This is a genomic window from Longimicrobium sp. (assembly GCF_036399255.1).
Classification (GTDB): Bacteria; Gemmatimonadota; Gemmatimonadetes; order Longimicrobiales; family Longimicrobiaceae; genus Longimicrobium.
This window is the reverse complement of record NZ_DASWNM010000134.1, coordinates 75,716-92,185: the sequence shown is the minus strand read 5'-3', so window position 1 is coordinate 92,185 and position 16,470 is coordinate 75,716. Positions and strand designations below refer to the sequence as shown.

Here is a 16,470-nt window from a genome sequence, read left to right as displayed (position 1 = left end):
CGCTACGCCTGGAAGTACCCGGGCCGGCGCTCGGCCAGCGTCACGTACGCCTGCAGGCAGTAGTGCAGCCAGCCACGGATGTAGTCGCACGCGGGCCGGCCGCGCCGGATCACCTCATGGTGGCACCCGCCGCCGCACAGGTAGCGGGCCCAGCAGCCGCGGCAGGGCTCCTGGCGGTGCACGTGGCGGGTCTGCAGCCAGGCGCGCTGGCGGTGCAGGTCCACCCCGGTGCCCACGTGGCCCAGCTGTCCCGCCGGGTCTTCGACGAAGCGGTGGCACGCCGACAGCGCCCCATCCGCCGAGACGCCCAGGTACCCGGCACCGGCCCCGCAGGGGTAGGGGCGGTGCGTTCCCCGGTGCAGCTGGCGCATGGCGTTGGCCATGTTCAGAAAGGCGTACCGCTCGCCCGCCAGCACGCGGCGCTGGAACTCGTCGCCGCAGTCGATCATCCGCTCCAGCATCGCGCCCAGCGCATCGCCGTCCATCTCTCCCGTGCCGGCGGGGGACGAGAGCATCGGCGAAAATCCCACGCTGTGAAAGCCCAGCCCCAGGAACTCGTCCAGCGTCTCGCGGAGCGCCAGGTTGGCCGGGGTGACGGTGACGCGAGCAGAGACCTGCATGGCGCGCTGCATCGCCAGCAGCGGGCGGACGTTCCGCAGCACGCGGTCGTAGCTCCCTTGGCCGCCGCGGAACGGCCGCAGCCGGTCGTGCGCTTCACCCACGCCGTCCAGGCTCACCGTGACCGCGAAGCCGTGCTGCTCGAAGAACTCGCCGTCGTCCGGACGCAGCAGGGTGCCGTTGGTGGTCACGGAAAAGCCGATCCGCACGCCCCGGTCGGCCGCCATGGCCGCCGCGCGCTCGGTGCACTCGCGCAGCAGGGCGCGGTTGGTGAGCGGCTCGCCGCCCAGGAACGCCAGGTTCACGGCGTCGCCCGGCCCCGCGCCGCTGAACAGCAGCTCCACGGCGCCGCGCGCCGCCTCGGGCGTCATGTCGCGCGCGGGGCCGCCGAACTCCCCCTGCTGCGCGTAGCAGTACGTGCAGCCCAGGTTGCACTTCTGCGCGATGGCCAGCGAAAGGGCGCGCACCGGCGGGTCGTGCACCGGCGCGTCGTCCACGAACGGCGGTGCTGCGAGCCCCATCTCCTCCAGTACGGAGGCCACGTCTCCCGGCTCGCGTGCGTCGAATACGGCGGCCGCCGCCGCTTCGAGCGTAAAGACCCGGGAGCCGTTGACGACCAGCAGGTGCCGGCCGTCCGCGGTGTCGAAGCGGTGCACCGCCGCCGGCGGGCGCGCGTCGGGCCGGGGCGCGGGCGGGCGGCGCTGAAGCTGGACGATCACGGGGAGTCGCCCGGCGGCGGCTCGTCCTTGCCGCCGATGACGAAGCGCAGCGAGCGCTCCCAGTGGCGGAACAGGTCGCCGTGGCTCAGCAGCGCCGGGTCCATCCAGTCGTCCACGATGTACACCAGCGGGGTGGACGCGTCGCGATCCTTCTGCATCCACTGCTGGCCCGTGCTGGTGCCGTCGCCGCGCGGCTCCACGTTCACGTAGTCCGGCCGGCTGGCCGCCCAGTAGAAGCAGGCGCACTCCCGGTAGTCGTTCTGCCAGGGCGAGCACAGGCTCTCGGAAAGCACGCCCGGCGGGGCGATGTCGCGGGCGATGACCGCCTGCCGGCTGTGCGGGTCGTCCTCCACGGCCTGGTGAAAGAAAGGCCGCACCTTCAGCCACCGGGTGGTCTCCCGTACCGGCGCGTCCGGCTTCGCGGGATCCGGGAGCCGCTCGAACACGCACTCCACCTCCTGCCCCTGGTACCGGTGCACCACGTCGGCTAGCGCGTTGGACCACTCCATGGGCATGCGCGTTTCGTTGAACGTGCTGTCCGGCAGGGGCACGGAGGGGCCGCCGGGATAGGCGGGCCCCGTAACCTCCACGGTGACCGGGCACCCGGCCGCCGAGATCAGCCGGTAGGCGTTCACCAGCGCCTTGAGCGCCTCCGGCGCGTCGTCGTCGGCCGCGACCACCAGGTTGTTGGATTCGTGCAGCTGAATGCCCACAAAGATGCGCTTCCACACGTTGCGGAAGTCCATCTCCAGCCCCGGAAAGGCGTTGGAGATCGCCGTGGAAGGCAGCGTGCTGGGCGGGTTGCCGGCGGCGCGGAACTCCAGCTGGGCGGTCAGGTTCACCGCCTTGATCGGCTCTCTGGGGGGGCTCATCGTTCGGCCTCGGCGGCGGCGCGGGTAATCAGTTCAGCGGCGGCGCGCACCTTGTTCACCTGCCGCCGCGTGAGTGCCAGGTGCCGGCCGTCCGCGCCGCGCATGAGCGCCGGCATCTTGCGCCGGCTCTCGTCGGAGAGCGAGCCCACCTCGTCGTACGCGCGCAGCACGCGGGCAAACCAGGCCAGCGAGCCGCTGGCCAGCGAAAGCAGCACGCGTTCGTGGCGGGCGCGGATGGCCAGCGAATCGGCGATCGCGGGCTCCACGATGGGCTCCAGCGCCCGGTTCACGTCCAGCGCGTCCATGCGCGCCATCCCCACCCCGCGCTGCAGCGACGCGCCGTTCATCTGCGCCGTGTTCATCAGCCGCACGGTCTCCAGCGCGCGACGTACGATCTCGCCCACCTCCTCCACCTCCCGCGGGTCGGCAGGGGCGTCCACGTCGGGGCCGAACATCGCCTGCTCCAGGTCATCGCCCACCGTGCGCACGGGCGCGCTGTCGGGGGCAAAGGTGGGCGGGCCTGCTGCCACCCGCGCAAAGGCGGTGAGCGGGCCCTCCGCCGTGTGCAGCGCCACCTCCACGAACCCGTCGCACTCGTCGTCCAGATAGCCGTAGCTGATCTGGTTGTTCCCCTGGGCCACGCCGGCGTACACGTTCGCAGGATTGGTCGCCCGGCGGACGCCGACCGGGTCGATCTTGGGGTCACTGGGGTCAATGTACCCCTTCCACCTCCCCTTCTCCGGGTCGTACACGGCGTCGGCGATGTTGGGATCGGTGGGCCCCGGGTCGGGCGGCGGGCCGTACACCAGCCCGGCCGCGGGGGTAAAGCGAAGGCGGATCTCGGGAAGCTCGGCCGTAGGACGCACGTACTGCACCGATCCCAGAGGAAGCACCTTGCCCTCCAGGAAGTTGGCGCACTGTCCAAGCAACGGGTGGGGACCGTGGTCGCGGAAGGGGCCGGCCACCGCCTCCACGCGATCGTTGGGGTCGTTGGTGCGCCGGAACGCCTTGACGTTGCCCACGTGCACCCGCCACTCCACGGCGTCGGGCCCCAGCCCCAGCTCTTCCAGCATCCCCGCGGTCAGGGGGACCAGCTCCTCGCTCCCCTCGCGCCGCGCCCATACCTCCAGGAACGGCGCGATGGGGCGGATGCGGTACCCGGCATCCCGAAAGCGCACGTCGAAGGGCGGCCGCTTGAGCGTGGCGGCGCCCGTGGCGGGGTCCACGACGATGGTGTCGGCGGCGACGATCCGGCGCACCGAGATGGGGTCGGGGAGCACCAGGTCATAGTTGTCCATCGGGTCCGGCGACGACCCCAGCCGGCCGATGGCGAACGGGGGAAGGATGCGAAGCTCCACGATGCGGTCGGCCACGGGTCAGCCTCCGATCAGGGTGATCGCCTGCTCCACCCCCGCCTCGCCCGCGGTGCGCAGCCCCTCAAGGTACGTGCGGTACGGCTGAGCCTCGGGGTCCGCCAGCAGCAGGTTGATGTAGTTGCGCGACATCAGGAACAGGTCCCGGTGGGTGCGCCAGCGGTCGGCGTCGCGGGTGGGGAGCGCCAGCGTGTACGGCATCTCGAACGGCGGCCCGGCGTACACGTCGCCGCCCGGGTGCATCGGCAGCCGCATCAGGATCTCGGAGATGGAGCGCACGTTGTACATTTCGCCGAACGCCCACGAGACCAGAAGGCCCCGCGAGGTGCGCGTCCACTGCTTGACCGGCTCCTCCACCTGGAACGAGTGCGCCAGGTACGCCAGCAGCATGCGGTAGCGCACATTGAGCAGACCCGCCCACAGCCGCGCGGTGGGATGTGTGATCTGGCGCTCCGGCGGCGCGTGGCGGCCCAGCGTGGGGTTGCACGCCACGTTGCGCGCCGGCGTCCACTCGCCGTCCTTGGGGAACGCACGGTAGATGGTCAGGAACCGGCCGAAGTGGGACGACGCGAAGTCCTCGACCTTCTCCCCCTCCCCCTGCTCGGCCACCGCCTCCAGCGCCGCAAGGGCCGATGTACGGTCGTTCGCGGTGCAAATCAGCAGGTCCTTGTATCCCAGCCCCCACTCGCCCGGCCCTACCTGAAAACCCTCGGAATCCGCCTGGATGTCGCCGGACTGGATGAAGAAGGGACGCTTCCCGGGGTACTTCGGCTCGTCGGGCGCCTTGAAGAGCGCCATTACCGCATCGTAGATGACGCCAACCCGGTTGACCGACGTGCCCCCGGCTTTCACGTACTCCTTGATCTCCTCGATCTCTTCGGTGAGCCCCATGGCCGCCAGCGCCTCGTCGTTGGGGCTTTCGGCCAGCACGTACTTGCCCAGCGAGCGCCGGGTGAGCGGCTCCAGGTCGAACGGGAAGGGGTACAGCTCGTTCTCCACGGGGAACTCCTGCCGGTCGAACGAAAGCGGGCCCCCGATGAGCGTGAGGATGTTCTCCACCGCCGCCAGGTGGCCCATCTCCTCGCGCGCGATCAGCAGGATCGTCTCGCGCCACTGCTGGACCAGCGCGCGATGTTTGGGGTCCTGCACCTGCGAGGCGTCCAGGGAGTACCCGGCGTAGAGGTACTGCACCATGAGTGCGTGCTCCACCTCGGCGCCGATGTGCAGGAAATAGATGGCGCGGTCCCGGGCAACGCTTGGCAGGTTGACGCTGAGCGTTTCCGACGACGTCTCCCCGCGCAGCTCGGAGGCGGTGAACGCCCTGAACGCCATCTGCGCCGGCCCCCCGGGCATCACGGCCCTGAACATCGTCTTGGGTTCGCCGTCTGGCGCGCGCGCCTCCGGCGCGTCCGGATGGGTCCAGATCAGGTGCCGCGTAAGTCGCGAAGCCATGAAGCAAGCAGATGGATGGAGGAAGAGGCCCACACGGACACAGCTGGTCCATGAAAGGAACGAACGGTACCGCCTGATACGCCACTATAAATGTCAAAAACCGTCGCTGCAACCTTTTTAAGTTGCACATCGGCAGGATCACCACGAATGGAACGGCCCTGCGCCGAACTTGTGGATCCGCGCACGGGCTTACAAAGCTGGGGGATGCGGCGCTACAGACACCCTCTTGAACAGAGCTCAGGGTTGCGCACGGACGTGGACACGCACTCCAGCGCGTCTCCACGGCATGAGCGTGGATAGGGTAAGGCACGCACCGGACACTAACCGGATGGCTGGCGGATCGCGCGGGACGACCGGCTGCTCAGCGGGAGCTTTGCGACCTTTGCTGCCGACCCGGCCAGAATGCTCACCCCGGCCGTTGCCTTCGGGCGTACTGCTCACCACGGCGCCGGCTCTACGCTTCCCACCACGGCGGCAGTCACGCCGAAACCGGTTTCCGCCCCGCCCCTGAGCAATTTGCTCCACCAAGAAGAGAATACAGTTACCAAGTGATTCCTCCATCCCGTCCGCAGCTGCCTTGACGACCTCCGTGCTCACCGCCGCCGCGTCAGGCGGGGGGGCAGCCCCGCCTTCACGCTGAAGTACGTCTTGATACCCCACCCCATCAGGCGGAACCCGTTGACGCGCTTGCGCAGCCGGTGAAACAGGTCTCCGGCCTTCTCAACCGCGCGCCGCTTGTCCGCCAACTCATCCAGAATCGAGCCGATGATGGCGGCCTTCGCGTCCTCGTAGCCCTCGAACAGCCAGCCGTTGAAGTACACGCAGAGCGTGTCCTCCTCGCGCTCGAGCTGCTCCTTCACCATGCGCACGACGGTCGACTTCCCGCTCCCCCAGTCGCCGTAAACGCCGATGGTCACCGGCAGCAGGCGCTGGTTCCTGGCCGTGGAAGCCACGGCCGCGACCAGGTGCTGCACGTTGTAGAGATCGATGGGGGATTCGTTGTCGGCCACATAGAAGGTGCGGGGATGGTCGTGGGGAATACAACGGCAGGCTGGGCGCACTGAACTGCGCAATTTCTGCAAATCCCCCCCGGAGTCGCAAGGACGGGTCTGCATCGCACCTCACGACCGGCCTTCAAGGTACGCGCAAATGGCCCCTACGCGGACCGCCGAGTGTGAATGGGAAAAAAAAGACGCTAAGTCAATGAAAGAATTAGCCTCAAAGGTATGCGAAAAAATCCGATGTGGTCCTCCCACGGGCACTGCGCGACAGAATCCGATGTCGTGCAGGGGGGGCACCGCGATCAAACCCACAAAAACCAGCATTCACGCGGAATTGGTGTCGAGGCAGGCGAACGCGAGGTAGGACCCGGCACCTGACCACGACATCGGATTCTGTCGCAAATGGTAGCCGTGAATAGAAGAAACAGGCCCTCCCCCAGATCATGCTCTGGAGGAGGGCCTGCCAAGTTCTCACGCCACATTCACTTACATCACCACGACAGAATCCGACGTCGCACGTGCGACAAAATAGATATGCTCAGCACCGCCTCAGGTCTGCGCGGTGTTGATCATGTCGAACATGGGGAGGTACATGGCCACCACCATGCCGCCGATCACGATGCCCATCACCACGATCATGATGGGCTCCAGGATGGACGTAAGCGCCGTCACGGCCGCGTCCACCTCGTCATCGTAGAAGTCGGCGATCTTGCTGAGCATGTCGTCCAGGCCGCCCGTCTGCTCACCCACGTTGATCATCTGCACCACCATGGGCGGAAACACGCCCGAGGCCTTGAGCGGCTCGCTGATGGTGGCGCCGCCGGCGATGCTGGCGCGCGACTGCATCACCGCGTCGTGGATGACGCGGTTGCCCGAGGTGCGGGCGGTGATCTGCAGCCCCTCCAGGATGCTTACGCCCGACGAGATCAGCGTGCCCAGCGTGCGGGTAAAGCGCGACACCGCCGACTTGCGCAGCATGCCGCCCAGCACCGGCATGTGCAGCAGCATGCGGTCGATGACCAGCTGCCCGTTGTCGGTACGGTAGTAGCGGCGGATGGCGAACACCAGCCCCACGATTCCCAGCACCATGAAGAAGATGTAGCTCTGCAGGAACTCGCTGATCGCCAGCACCGCGCGGGTGGGCGCCGGCAGCTCCAGCCCCGACGAGGTGAAGATGGTGGCGAACACCGGCACCACCTTCCACAGCAGGATGGTGGTGGCCAGGATCACCACGCACAGCATCACCGCCGGGTAGGTCATGGCGCCCTTGATCTTGCGCACCAGGGCGTCGTTCTTTTCGAGGAACACCGCCAGGCGCATCAGGATCACGTCCAGAATGCCGCCCGCCTCGCCCGCGGCCACCATGTTCACGTACAGCTCGGTGAACACCTTGGGGTGCTTCTTCATCGAGTCGGCCAGGGTCTGGCCAGCCTGGATGTCGTTGAGCACCTGGGTGATGACCTTCTGGAAGATCTTGTTCTCGGTCTGCTCGGCCAGGATGGTCAGGCTCTGCACCAGCGGCAGCCCCGAGTTGATCATGGTGGCGAACTGCCGGGTAAAGATCACCACCTCGCGGGTCTTGATCCCGGTGCCGAACTGGATGTTGATGTCGCGCGCCTTGGCGTTCACCGACACCGGGCGCAGCCGCTGCCGCACCAGGTAGCCCACCACCTCGTCGCGGCTGGGCAGGTCGATCTCGCCGCTCATCAGCTCGCCGCTGGACGACCGCGCGCTGTAGGCAAAGGTTGGCATGTAGGGGACAGGGAACAGGTTACAGGGGACAGCGAGACGAAGAGTTTCTAGTACCTAGTACCTAGTACCTAGTACCTAGTACCTAGTACCTAGTAAACTCGGTACTCGAAAACTAGGCACTAGGTACTTCTTCTCCTCAGTTCGCCACCGGCTCGCCGATCATGCGCTGGAACTCGGCCGGGTCGCTGGTGCGCTTCAGGGCCTCGTCCAGGGCCACCTCGCGCTGCACGTACAGCTGGTACAGCGAGTCGTTCAGCGTCTGCATGCCGTGCTTCTTGCCGGCCTGCATAATGGAGTAGATCTGGTGCACCTTGTCGTCGCGGATGCAGGCGCGGATGGCCGGGGTGCACACCATGATCTCGCACGCCATGCTGCGCCCGCGGCCGCGCGCCTTGGGGAGCAGCTGCTGCGTCACCACGCCCTCCAGCACGAAGGCCAGCTGCGCGCGGATCTGCGGCTGCTGGTGCGCGGGAAACACGTCGATCACGCGGTTGATGGTCTCGGCGGCGCTGTTGGTGTGCAGCGTGGCCAGGCACAGGTGGCCCGTCTCGGCGATGGTGAGCGCCGCCTGCACCGTCTCCAGGTCGCGCAGCTCGCCCACCAGGATCACGTCGGGGTCCTGCCGAAGCGCGTACTTCAGCGCGCGGGCAAACGACTGCGTGTCGCTGCCCACCTCGCGCTGGTTCACCATGCACCCCTGGTGGCGGTGGATGAACTCGATGGGGTCCTCGATGGTGAGGATGTGCCCCTTGCGCTCCTTGTTGATCTTGTCGACCATCGCCGCCAGCGTGGTGCTCTTGCCCGAGCCCGTGGGCCCCGTCACCAGCACCAGCCCGCGCGGCTTTTCGGCCATCTTGCTGATGATGCCGGGGAGGCGCAGCTCTTCGAACGTCTGGATCTTGAACGGGATCTGGCGAATGGCCAGCGCCACGCAGCCGCGCTGGCGGTACACGTTGCCGCGAAACCGCGCCAGGTTCTGGATGCCGAAGCTGAAGTCCAGCTCGTCCTCGGTCTCGAACCGCTTCTTCTGGTTCTCGGTAAGGATGCTGTAGGTGAGCTGCAGGCAGTCCTTGGGCGTCAGGACGTGGTCCACGCCGCTGTCGGTGATGTGCCCGTCGATGCGCAGCTTGGGGCGCTCGCCGGCCGTCACGTGCAGGTCGCTGGCGCCCTTTTCGATCATCTCTTCCAGCAGCGCGCGCAGGTTCAGGCTGCGGGCGGCTTCGGGGGCCACGCGGTTGGCCTCGGCGGTCATCGTCATGGGGACTTTCGTAGAACGGGGTGCTTCCAAAGGTGCCGCCCGCGGCCACCCGCCGCCGCACTCCGCAACATCTGTTGCAGCGTGCAAGACGGCCCGGCGCCACGGCTTACGGATCTGCGCGGTTTTCGCGGTTCTGCCTTGGAGGTAACCAAGTTGTGTGCCGCCGGAGAGAGCAGGGAATAGGTTACAGGTGACAGGTTACAGCCTGCGCGGGCATCCCGCTGCGGTCCCGACCACCGGGCATCGATCGGGACCCGCCCAGCCGCACCGGACCCTCGGCCCCCGCGACCACCTCGCCCGCTGTAACCTGTCCCCTATTCCCTATTCCCTATTCCCTATTCCCTGCCGTTCCCCTACGCAGCCGTCTCCTTCACCACCTCTTCCAGCGTCGTAATCCCCTTGCGCAGCTTCAGCAGGCCGTCCATGCGCAGCGTCAGCATTCCCTCGCTGATGGCCTGCGCCTGCAGGTCGGCGGTGGAGGCGCTCTGCAGCACCATGCGGCGCAGCGTGGGGCTCATCGCCATCACCTCGTACAATCCCTGCCGGCCCTTGTAGCCGCTGCCGCCGCAGGTGTCGCAGCCGGCGCCGCGGTAGAAGGTGATCCCGTCCAGGGCCTCGTCCGTGAGTCCCGCCGCGTCCAGGTACTCCCGCGGGTACGTCACCGGCTCCTTGCAGTTGGAGCAGATGCGGCGCACCAGGCGCTGGGCGGTGATCAGGTTCACCGCGCTGGCCACGTTGAACGCCTCGATCCCCATGTCGATCATGCGCGTGATCGTGCTGGGGGCGTCGTTGGTGTGCAGGGTGCTGAGCACCAGGTGGCCGGTGAGCGCCGCCTTGATGGCGATGGAGCCGGTCTCCAGGTCGCGGATCTCGCCCACCATGATGATGTTGGGGTCCTGCCGCAGGAACGCCTTGAGCGCCGCCGCGAAGGTCATCCCGATCTCGGTGCGCACCAGCACCTGGTTGATCCCGTGCAGGTTGTACTCTACCGGGTCCTCCGCGGTCATGATGTTGACCTCGGCGGTGTTGATGCGCGAAAGCGCGCTGTACAGCGTCGTCGTCTTTCCCGAGCCCGTGGGGCCGGTGACCAGCACCATGCCGTACGGGTTCATGATGGCCTTCATGAAGTCCTGCTCCGCCTTGGGCTCCATCCCGAACTTCTCGAGATCCAGCGTCAGGTTGCCCTTGTCCAGGATTCGGAGCACGATCTTCTCGCCGAACAGCGTCGGCAGCGTCGACACGCGGAAGTCGATCACCCGCCGCCCCAGCCGCAGCTTGATGCGGCCGTCCTGCGGCACCCGCCGCTCCGAGATGTTCAGGTCGCTGAGGATCTTGAAGCGCGAGATGAGCGCCGCCTTCATCTTGATGGGCGGCCGCATGATCTCCTGCAGCACGCCGTCGATGCGGTAGCGTACGCGGATGTCCTTTTCGTAGCACTCCAGGTGGATGTCGGACGCGCCCCGGTGCACGGCGTCGCTCAGAATGCCGTTGATCAGCTTGACCACCGGCGCCTCGTCCACCGCCGCCTGCAGGGCGGTGACCGACATCTCCTCCTCGGTGTCGTCGACGAGCTCGACCTCTTCCTGCTCGATCTGCTTCAGCAGGTCGTTGATCTTGTCGTCGGCCCCGCCCTCGTACTCCTTTTCGATGATCCGCCGCAGCGAAAAGTCGCCCGCGATCACCGGCTCGATGTCCAGCCGGGTGACGAACTTCAGGTCGTCCAGCACCCCCAGGTCGGTGGGGTTGGCCATCGCCACCGTCAGCGTGCGACCCACGCGCCGCAGCGGCAGCACCTGGTGCTTGATGGCGATCTCGTTGGGAAGCAGACGCAGGATCTTGGGGTCCAGCTTGACCCGCTCCAGGTCAACCGCGGGAATGCGGTGCTGGCGGGCAAGCGCGCGAACCAGGTCCTGCTCGCCCATGAAGCCGAGCTTGACCAGGCTGAAGCCCACCCGCGTGCCGTTGCTGCGCGCGTCGTCGAGCGCCTTGGACAGCTGCTCGCGGGTGACCAGTCCTTCGTGGATCAGCTGTTCGCCGATCCGGTCTGCGGGGGCGGAAACGGCCATCTAGCCCTGTTTTCTGGGCGGGAGTCCCGGCACGCAGGGACCATCGCGCGCGCCGGGCGGGATTTCGGGGATTATCCTTCTAGCTTCGCCGCAAGTGCAAGCGGTGTCAAGGGGTAGCGCGCACCAGCGGGCGCAGCCGCTCCACCGTCGCCGGGCCGATGCCGGGCACGTCGTTCAGTGCGTCCACGCCGCGAAAGGGGCCGTGCGCCGCGCGCCACTCCACCACCCGCCGCGCCAGCGCCGGGCCAATCCCCGGCAGCGCCGCCAGTTCCTGCGCCGTCGCCGTGTTGACGTCGACCGGGGATGACGCCGCCGGTGGCCCGTGAGTCACGTTTTGGGGAGAACGGTCCCAATCTGCTACGGAAGCAGCCGGTTGGGAAGGGTCTCCTGTGGACACCAGGGGTTGTTGCCCGCTATTCCCTGTTCCCTGTTCCCTATTCCCTGCTGTCGTATGCGCGGGGGCCAGCGCCAGGTGCGGCGCGGCGTCGCGCAGCAGGGCGGGGCCCACGCCGGGAACCGAGTCCAGGTCCGCCAGGGTGCGAAAGGGGCCGTGGGCCTGCCGCCACTCCACGATGCGCGCGGCCAGCGCCGGGCCCACCTTGGGCAGCCGGTCCAGCTCGTCCGTCCCCGCCGTGTTGGGGTCGATGCGCTCCCCCGGCGCCAGCGGCGCGCGGCGGCGCTCCGCCCGTTCGACGGAGTCGGCCACCTGCGCGGCCAGGCGCGACGCGGGTGCCTCGGCGGCGGGCGGGCCGGTGAGCGCGGCGGGGACGGGCTCCGTGCGCAGGGCGCGCACCGTGGCGCCCCCCGCCAGCAGCAGCGCGGCCACCCCCAGCGCCAGCCGTTCCTGCGGCGTTCCCATCAGCCCTCCCCCGCCGGCGTCTCGGCGTAGACCGTCTCGGCCAGCGTGCGCCCCACCAGCCCCAGCGTCTCGCGCCGCAGGTAGCGGGGAACGTCGTCCGCGGCGTGCCAGTGCATGTTCAGCGGCCCGTACTCCCGGTCCGCTACCACCACGGTGGGGATTCCCGCGGCGCGCAGGACGGGGCCTTGGTTGGCCGCGGGCGGCGCGGGCTGGGGGACGAAGACGGAGTCGTAGCGCAGCCGCCGCGCCGCGTCCCACATCCGCCGTGCCGGCTCTTCCGCCCCGGCGGCGTCCAGGGGAAACTGCGCGGCCGCGTCGGCCACGCCCTGCAGCACCACCGCGTAGCGCGGCCGGTAGCCGGGCATGCGGGCCAGAAAGGTTCGCGTTCCCGCCATCGACACCTCCCGTGAGTAGTCGTCTCCATCCGCCAGCAGCAGGTCCACCCCCACCGGCGGGGGCTGCCGCCGGAACAGCTCGGCCATCTCCATCAGCACCGCCACCCCCGACGCGTTGACGTTGGCGCCGGGGACGGGAAACTTGCGGTCCAGCGGCTCGGGCGAGCCGTCCGCCCGGCGCCGGGTGTCCCAGTTGGCCACCAGCAGCACGCGGTCCTTCAGTTCCGGGCGAAAGCGCGCCACCACGTTGGTCAGCTCCAGCGCCTTTCCGTCCGCGTCGCGGGCGGTGAACGTCTGCACCAGCACCGTGTCCGCGCGAAAGCGCAGCTCCTCCAGCAGCCACGCCAGCTGGCGGCGGTGCCCCGGGTTTCCCGCGTAGCGCGGCCCGAAGGAGAGCTGCCGGTTCAGGTACGACCAGGCGCGCTCCGCCCGGAACTCCGGCGCGGGGGGCGGGCGGTCGGCGCAGGCGGCCAGCAGCAGCGCGCCCGCCAGCGCCGCGGAACGGGCGGCGCCGCGCATCGGTATCAGGGGCACGGGATGTGGCAGGGAAGATTTCAGGACGGTGTGGACGGTACGGTTGTACCGCCCCGCCGTACGGCGTATACTAGGCGCCGTCCCACGCAACCGGCAAGTCCTCGGCGGGCCCGATGAAGATCCTTACGCGGTACCTCATGCGGGCGCACCTGGGCCCGTTTCTGTTTGCGTTTCTCGCCCTTACCGGGGTGATCCTGATCAACACCCTGGCGCGCCGGCTGGCGGACCTGGCCGGAAAGGGGCTGCCGCCGCGGGTGATCGGCGAGTTCTTCGTGCTGGCGCTGCCGGCCACGCTGGCGCTCACCTTTCCCATGGCCGTGCTGGTGGCGGTGCTGTTCACCTTTTCCAGCCTCACGGCCGAAAACGAGATCACCGCGCTCAAGGCCAGCGGGGTGGACCTGCGGCGCATGCTGGCGCCCCTGCTGCTGGCCGCCGGGGTGATCACGGGAGGGATGATCGTCTTCAACGACCGCGTGCTCCCCGAGTCGAACCACCTGTGGAGCCAGCTCATCATCGACATCGGCCGCAAGACGCCCACCTTTTTGCTGGAGGAGCAGACGCTGAACCGCATCTCTCCCCAGAGCGGGGGCAAGGTGTACTACCTGCGCGCCAGCCGCATCGAGCCGGGGACCAACCGGATGTGGGACGTGCAGATGTTCGACGTGAGCAACCCCACCACCCTGCACACCGTGTTCGCCGACTCGGGGCGCGCCTGGTTCAGCGGCAGCGGCACCGACATGATCCTGCAATTGTACGATGGCCACACGCGCGAGGTGAACGCCGGCGAGCCCGACAACTTTCGCCGCGTGTACTTCGAGCGGCAGGTGTTCGGCGTGCCCGGCGTGGGCAACCAGCTGCAGCGCAACGACCGTCCCGACGGCTACCGCGGCGACCGCGAGATGACCATCGGCATGCTGCAGGCGCAGATCGACACCCTGTCGCGCCAGCGGGCCGAAGAGGCGAAGACGCTGCGGCAGAGCGCGCTGGCGGACCTGGACTTTGCCCTGACGGGCAAGGAGGAGGCCGACCTTCCCGGCCCCGGTGGCGCGGAGATGTCGCGCGCCGGGCTGGAGCCCGAGATGGTCGCCGCCATGGACGCGGAGCGCCGCAACCTGCGCACCCGCACCCGCCGCACCGCCGACCTGCTGGCCAACAACGGGCGGCAGGTGGGGCAGCTGGAGGAAAGCATTCGCAACTACTGGGTCGAGATCCACAAGAAGTACTCCATCGCCGTGGCTTCGCTGGTGTTCGTGATCATCGGCGCGCCGCTGGCCCTGCGCTTCGGGGGCGGGGGGATCGGGATGGTGATCGCCACCAGCATGGCGGTGTTCTCGCTGTACTACGTGGGGCTGATCGGCGGCGAGTCGCTGGCGGGGCGGGGGATCGTGAGCCCGGCGGTGGCCATGTGGATCATGAACGCGCTGATGACGGTGGTGGGGCTGTTCGGCCTGGCGACCATGGGGCGTGAAACGTCCACGGCGCGCAGCGGCGCGTGGGACGGACTGCTGCAGGCGGTGCGCGCGCCGCTGGAGCGGATGCGGAGGGCGCGGCCATGAAGCTGCTTGACCGCTACATCCTGCGGCAGTTCCTGCTGACCTTCATCATGCTGGTGCTGGGGCTGCCGCTGCTGTTCATCATCGGCGACATCACCGACAACATCGACACCTACATGGACCGCGGGGTGCCGATCGCCCGGCTGGGGCTGGCGTACGTGTACCAGTTCCCGCAGTTCATGGTGTACGCCTTTCCCATCGCGGCGCTGGTGGCCACGGTGTTCACCATCGGCGGGCTTACGCGCCACCAGGAGATCACGGCGGCCAAGGCCGGCGGCGTGAGCTTCTGGCGCCTGTTCGTTCCCGTGGGGCTGCTCTCCATCGTGCTGAGCGCGGGGGCGTTCGGGCTGAGCGAGGTGGTGCCGGCCAGCATGCGCAAGGCAGCCGCCCTGCGCGGCGAGGCGGTGACACAGGCGGCCAACGGCCCGCGCATCAACTTCGTCTTCCAGACGGAGCGCGAGGGCATCCTCTCCGTGCGCCGGCTGGACGCGGGAACGGGCGAGATGACGGAGCTGGCGCTGGAGCGCAACGCCACCGACAAGACGCCCGGGGTGCACCTGATGGCGCGCCGGGCCGTTTGGCGGCAGAAGGGCGGCTGGCGGCTGGAGGACGGGTGGAAGCGCACCCTGCACGCCGACGGGCGCGAGCAGGCCGTGCGCTTCGACACCCTCTCCGTCCCGGGGCTTGTCGAGATGCCCGAGGACCTGATGGCCGAGCCGCGCGACCCCGAGCAGATGCGCTACGCCGAGGTCACGCGCTTCGTGGGCGCCATCGAGCGCTCCGGCGGCGACGCGCTGCCGCTGCGGGTAGAGCAGGCGCTCAAGCTTTCGGTGCCGCTGGCGGTGATCGTGATCGTGCTGTTCGGCGCGCCGCTGGTCACCTCGTCCAGCCGCGGCGGGACGGCGTACGGCGTGGGGATCAGCCTGGGGATCACCATCATCTACATGCTGCTCTTTCGTGTGGGCAAGGCGCTGGGCAGCAGCGGCGCCATCGACCCCATGGTCGCGGCGTGGGGCCCCAACCTGCTCTTTCTGGTCGCCGGCCTGGTGCTGATGGTGCGCGTCCGCACGTAAGCGCTGGCGTTTGGTCGCTGGACGGAAAAAGAGGCGCGGAGACCAGGTCTCCGCGCCTCTCTTGATCTGCTGGTTCAGTCGGCAAGTTCCGGCGTCAGGAAGTAGTGAACCTGAGTGAGGACCTGTTCGACATACCGCCGGTCCGCCGCGCCACAGCGGCGAATCAGGCGCGTCGCGTCCACCGTCCGCAGCTGGTCGCACAGGAGATACGTCGTTTCCGTCACTCCGCCTTCACCCGCGGGGAGCGCCACCCGCCCGGGGCGCTTCTTGAACGTGGTCGTGCCCGGCACGACCATGCACATCCCTGTGCGGTTCAGCGCGTTGCGAGAGACGATCAGCGCCGCTGTCCCTGCTGCTCATGCCCCTCGGCGGGGGAGAAGTTGATGTACCAGACTTCCCCCTGTCTCACGGGCGGCTGCACGTCCGGTCAGGCCTGATCCGGATTCAGCCCATCCATCAGCGACCCGTCGAATGCGCGCCGCTCCGCCTGAACCTCCGCCCACTCTTCCGGGTCGTCCCGGAGATCTGCATACGCCTGTTCGTACTCGCGCAAGAACAGCTCGCAGTCCAGGTTCTCCAGCGCTTCGGCCGTGCTTGCGGCGACGGCCGGGTCGTTGAGACGCCTGCGCAGGTTGAGCAGCGCCTGACGGCCAGCGTAGGGTGCGCGAAAAGCAGTTCGGGCCATCGGTGGTCCCTCTCTGGTGCCGATCCAAGGCGTACAATGGTTGTACCCCTTGGCATTGCGCGGGTTGTCGTGACAACCCGGCCTGCAGGCGAAGTGTACCCGAACCGCGACGAGATTGTCAATCCCTTTCGGCGTGCATTGTGGCGGTCTCAACCCTGACGGTAGCTCGCCGGTTGTGGGATTTCGCCCACGACTCCACCGCGGGCTCAGGCTGAATCCGTGAGCCGCCTCTCGTTCCACGCGGATTGCCTTCTGCACCC

General features: G+C 68.3%; 13 protein-coding genes and 1 pseudogene. 2 read left to right on the top strand and 12 right to left on the bottom strand.

What is annotated here, in order from left to right; all coding sequences use genetic code 11:
* Window positions 1–2: 2 nt before the first annotated feature.
* The 10 genes from VGC13_RS24235 to VGC13_RS24190 all read right to left on the bottom strand — a co-directional run bounded on the left by VGC13_RS24235 (window position 3) and on the right by VGC13_RS24190 (window position 12,899).
* Window positions 3–1,337 carry a radical SAM/SPASM domain-containing protein gene (locus tag VGC13_RS24235; RefSeq protein ID WP_331127886.1) on the bottom strand — a complete coding sequence of 445 codons (1,335 nt, stop codon included), beginning with the start codon at window positions 1,335–1,337 and terminating at the stop codon, window positions 3–5.
* The gene (locus tag VGC13_RS24230; protein ID WP_331127885.1) at window positions 1,334–2,209 is read right to left on the bottom strand and encodes a hypothetical protein; all 876 of its coding nucleotides are present in this window, start codon (window positions 2,207–2,209) and stop codon (window positions 1,334–1,336) included. Before VGC13_RS24230 ends, VGC13_RS24235 begins: the two co-directional genes overlap by 4 nt.
* Window positions 2,206–3,582: a hypothetical protein gene (locus VGC13_RS24225; protein ID WP_331127884.1), complete on the bottom strand. Its 1,377-nt coding sequence runs from the start codon at window positions 3,580–3,582 to the stop codon at window positions 2,206–2,208. Before VGC13_RS24225 ends, VGC13_RS24230 begins: the two co-directional genes overlap by 4 nt.
* 3 nt (window positions 3,583–3,585) lie before the next feature.
* Complete coding sequence (locus VGC13_RS24220) at window positions 3,586–5,034, bottom strand: ferritin-like domain-containing protein (RefSeq protein WP_331127883.1); 1,449 nt, start codon at window positions 5,032–5,034, stop codon at window positions 3,586–3,588.
* Between the two features lie 593 nt (window positions 5,035–5,627).
* Entirely contained in the window at window positions 5,628–6,044 is a 417-nt protein-coding gene (locus tag VGC13_RS24215) for a KAP family P-loop NTPase fold protein (protein ID WP_331127882.1), read from the bottom strand.
* Between the two features lie 540 nt (window positions 6,045–6,584).
* Window positions 6,585–7,787: a type II secretion system F family protein gene (locus VGC13_RS24210; protein ID WP_331127881.1), complete on the bottom strand. Its 1,203-nt coding sequence runs from the start codon at window positions 7,785–7,787 to the stop codon at window positions 6,585–6,587.
* A 136-nt stretch (window positions 7,788–7,923) separates the two neighbouring features.
* Window positions 7,924–9,045, bottom strand: a complete 1,122-nt coding sequence (locus VGC13_RS24205; protein ID WP_331127880.1) for a type IV pilus twitching motility protein PilT — start codon at window positions 9,043–9,045, stop codon at window positions 7,924–7,926.
* 353 nt (window positions 9,046–9,398) lie between these two features.
* A complete protein-coding gene (gene pilB, locus VGC13_RS24200; RefSeq protein ID WP_331127879.1) occupies window positions 9,399–11,111 on the bottom strand; it encodes a type IV-A pilus assembly ATPase PilB in 1,713 nt (570 codons plus the stop codon).
* A gap of 106 nt (window positions 11,112–11,217) precedes the next feature.
* Complete coding sequence (locus VGC13_RS24195) at window positions 11,218–11,970, bottom strand: helix-hairpin-helix domain-containing protein (protein ID WP_331127878.1); 753 nt, start codon at window positions 11,968–11,970, stop codon at window positions 11,218–11,220.
* Window positions 11,970–12,899 (bottom strand): M28 family peptidase, encoded by a 930-nt coding sequence (locus VGC13_RS24190; RefSeq protein ID WP_331127877.1) that lies wholly within the window; start codon window positions 12,897–12,899, stop codon window positions 11,970–11,972. The genes VGC13_RS24195 and VGC13_RS24190 overlap by 1 nt, the downstream gene beginning before the upstream one ends.
* 113 nt (window positions 12,900–13,012) lie before the next feature.
* On the opposite strand from VGC13_RS24190, the gene VGC13_RS24185 reads away from it, so the two are divergent.
* Together VGC13_RS24185 and VGC13_RS24180 are read left to right on the top strand one after the other, a co-directional pair.
* Entirely contained in the window at window positions 13,013–14,455 is a 1,443-nt protein-coding gene (locus VGC13_RS24185) for an LptF/LptG family permease (protein ID WP_331127876.1), read from the top strand.
* Window positions 14,452–15,525: an LptF/LptG family permease gene (locus VGC13_RS24180; protein ID WP_331127875.1), complete on the top strand. Its 1,074-nt coding sequence runs from the start codon at window positions 14,452–14,454 to the stop codon at window positions 15,523–15,525. The genes VGC13_RS24185 and VGC13_RS24180 overlap by 4 nt, the downstream gene beginning before the upstream one ends.
* Window positions 15,526–15,599: 74 nt before the next feature.
* On the opposite strand, the pseudogene VGC13_RS24175 reads toward VGC13_RS24180, so the two are convergent.
* Window positions 15,600–15,934, bottom strand: a pseudogene (locus tag VGC13_RS24175) (type II toxin-antitoxin system PemK/MazF family toxin).
* Between the two features lie 18 nt (window positions 15,935–15,952).
* Entirely contained in the window at window positions 15,953–16,210 is a 258-nt protein-coding gene (locus VGC13_RS24170) for a hypothetical protein (protein ID WP_331127874.1), read from the bottom strand.
* Between the last annotated feature and the right edge of the window lie 260 nt (window positions 16,211–16,470).

Coding starts and splice junctions, on each gene's coding strand:
- VGC13_RS24170 (WP_331127874.1), bottom strand. CDS start 16,210: ATGGCCCGAACTGCTTTTCGCGCACCCTACGCTGGCCGTCAGGCGCTG.
- VGC13_RS24205 (WP_331127880.1), bottom strand. CDS start 9,045: ATGACGATGACCGCCGAGGCCAACCGCGTGGCCCCCGAAGCCGCCCGC.
- VGC13_RS24220 (WP_331127883.1), bottom strand. CDS start 5,034: ATGGCTTCGCGACTTACGCGGCACCTGATCTGGACCCATCCGGACGCG.
- VGC13_RS24195 (WP_331127878.1), bottom strand. CDS start 11,970: ATGGGAACGCCGCAGGAACGGCTGGCGCTGGGGGTGGCCGCGCTGCTG.
- VGC13_RS24180 (WP_331127875.1), top strand. CDS start 14,452: ATGAAGCTGCTTGACCGCTACATCCTGCGGCAGTTCCTGCTGACCTTC.
- VGC13_RS24230 (WP_331127885.1), bottom strand. CDS start 2,209: ATGAGCCCCCCCAGAGAGCCGATCAAGGCGGTGAACCTGACCGCCCAG.
- VGC13_RS24185 (WP_331127876.1), top strand. CDS start 13,013: ATGAAGATCCTTACGCGGTACCTCATGCGGGCGCACCTGGGCCCGTTT.
- VGC13_RS24210 (WP_331127881.1), bottom strand. CDS start 7,787: ATGCCAACCTTTGCCTACAGCGCGCGGTCGTCCAGCGGCGAGCTGATG.
- pilB (WP_331127879.1), bottom strand. CDS start 11,111: ATGGCCGTTTCCGCCCCCGCAGACCGGATCGGCGAACAGCTGATCCAC.